Consider the following 2,820-nt stretch of genomic DNA (forward strand, 5'->3'; position numbering starts at 1 on the left):
GTGGTGCGTTTTTTCTCCGGCTCCCCGGGCCCCCCCCCCCACCCCCGTAACGCCCGCCCCGCCCCCCCCCCCCACCTCTCCCCGCAAAGAGCGGGGCGAGGTTGAAGATCACGCCCGCTTGCCGCCATTCTTCTCCGCCGCGCGGCGCAGCGCTTCGGCGAGCGCACCGCCGCCGGAAGACTCCTGCTGGCGCGGGGTCGACGACGTCATGCGGGAGGGGTTGCGTGAGCTGTTGTCGCGCTGCATGCCGGGCGCGTCCTTCTTGGCACCGACCTCGTCGTCGAGCCGCAATGTCAGCGAGATGCGCTTGCGCGCGACCTCGAAGTCGAGCACCTTCACCTTGACGATGTCGCCGGGCTTCACCACCTCGCGCGGATCCTTGATGTAGGTCCTGGACATCGCCGAGATGTGCACGAGCCCGTCCTGGTGTACGCCGATGTCGACGAAGGCGCCGAACGCGGCGACGTTGGTCACGGTGCCCTCGAGGATCATGCCCTTCTTGAGGTGCTTGATCTCCTCGACGCCGTCCATGAACACCGCGGCCTTGAACGCCGGACGCGGATCGCGACCAGGCTTCTCGAGCTCGCGCAGGATGTCGGTGACGGTCGGCAGACCAAACGTCTCGTCCACGAAGTCTTTCGGCTTCAGCGTGCGGACGATGTCGCTGCTGCCGATCAGCGCCTTGATGTCGCTCTTGGTGGCGCTGAGAATCCGGCGCACCACCGGATAAGCTTCCGGATGCACGCCGGAGGCGTCGAGCGGGTCCTCGCCGCCGAGGATGCGCAGGAAGCCCGCGCACTGCTCGAACGCCTTCGGACCGAGCCGCGGCACGTCCTTCAGCGCCTTGCGCGACTTGAACGGACCGTTGGCGTCGCGGTGTGCCACGATGCTCGAGGCAAGGCCGGAACCGACGCCCGACACGCGCGCGAGCAGTGGTGCCGAGGCGGTGTTGACGTCGACGCCGACCGCGTTCACGCAGTCTTCGACCACCGCGTCGAGCGATTTGGCGAGCTTGGCCTGGCCGAGGTCGTGCTGGTACTGGCCGACGCCGATCGCCTTGGGTTCGATCTTGACGAGCTCGGCGAGCGGATCCTGGAGCCGCCGCGCGATCGACACCGCGCCGCGTAGGGTGACGTCGAGGCCCGGCAACTCCTCCGAGGCAAAAGCCGAGGCCGAATAGACCGACGCGCCGGCTTCCGACACAACGATCTTGGTCATTTTCAAGTCGGGCAAGCCCTTGACGAGGTCGGCCGCGAGCTTGTCGGTCTCGCGCGAGGCGGTGCCGTTGCCGATCGCGATCAGCTCGACGCGATGTTTCAGCGCGAGCTTTCCGAGGATCGCCAGCGCCTCATTCCACTGCCGCTGCGGCTCGTGCGGATAGATCACGGCAGTGTCCACCACCTTGCCGGTCGCATCGGTGACGGCAACCTTGACGCCGGTTCGGAAGCCGGGATCCAGACCCATGGTGACGCGGGTGCCGGCGGGCGCCGCGAGCAGCAAGTCGCGCAGGTTCGAGGCGAACACGCGCACGGCCTCGGTCTCGGCGGCATTCCACAGTCGCATGCGCAGGTCAATGTTGAGATGCACCTGGATCTTGGTGCGCCAGGCCCAGCGCACGGTGTCGATCATCCAGCGGTCGCCGGCGCGCTTGAGGTCGGCGATGCCGAACCGCTTCATGATCTTCAACTCATAGACGCTCGGCACGCCCGGCGGCGATGGTTCGGCCTCGGCCTGGATCTGGAGATCGAGGATCTCTTCCTTCTCGCCGCGGAACATCGCGAGGATGCGGTGCGAGGGTAGCTTCGTCAGCGGCTCGGAGAACTCGAAATAGTCGGCGAACTTTTCGCCCTCGGTCTTCTTGCCGTCGCGCACCTTGGAGCTCATGCGCGCATTGGTCCACACCTCCTCGCGAAGCGCACCGATCAAATCGGCGTCTTCGTCGAAACGCTCGACCAGGATGGCGCGGGCGCCATCGAGTGCCGCAGCGGCATCGGCAACGCCCTTCTCGGCATTGACGAAGGCTTCGGCGACGACCTTCGGATCGTTGGTGGGCTCGGCCATGAGCTGATTGGCGAGCGGCTCCAGGCCAGCTTCCTTGGCGATCTCGGCCTTGGTGCGGCGCTTCGGCTTGAACGGAAGATAGATGTCTTCGAGGCGCGCCTTGCTGTCGGCGGCGAGAATGGAGGCTTCCAGCGCGGCATCGAGCTTGCCCTGCTCGCGGACCGATTCGAGGATGGCCTTGCGGCGGTCCTCGAGCTCGCGCAGGTAGCCCAGGCGTTCCTCCAGCGTGCGCAATTGCGCGTCGTCGAGCGCACCGGTCGCTTCCTTGCGGTAGCGGGCGATGAAGGGAACCGTGGCGCCGCCGTCGAGCAGCGCCACCGTCGCCTCGACCTGCTCCGCCCGAACCCCAAGCTCCTGCGCAATTTTCTGGTTGATATTTGCCACGCGAGAACCCCTCTATCCAAGCACGCATCGCGGAGGCGAACCACCGGCTGCGGGACGCCGCTTATGGACCAATCGGGGTTGATTCATCAAGGTGCGGCGAACGACCGTCGACAAGGGATTTTTATCGAACCGATGCGATCTCGCCACAATCGTGGGTGCGACGCAGGCGACGCACATACTCCACCGTGGGGGGGGGGGGGGGGGGCGGGGGGGGGGGGGGGGGGGGGGGGCCCGGGGGGGCGGGCGGGGGGGGGGGGGGGGTGTTTGGGGGGGGGGGGGGGGCCCCCCGGGGGGGGGAAAAAAGGGGGGCGGGGGGGGGGGGGGGGGGGAGGGGGGGGGGGGGGGGGGGGGCCGGGCCGCCGAGGGGCGCCAGAC

At 68.0% G+C, this 2,820-nt stretch carries 1 protein-coding gene; it reads right to left on the reverse strand.

The window, feature by feature from the left end; genetic code table 11:
* Positions 1-108: 108 nt before the first annotated feature.
* Positions 109-2,445 (reverse strand): Tex family protein, encoded by a 2,337-nt coding sequence (locus tag AC0L21_RS37335; protein WP_473266945.1) that lies wholly within the window; start codon positions 2,443-2,445, stop codon positions 109-111.
* Between the last annotated feature and the right edge of the window lie 375 nt (positions 2,446-2,820).

This window comes from Bradyrhizobium sp. WSM4873, assembly GCF_055811355.1.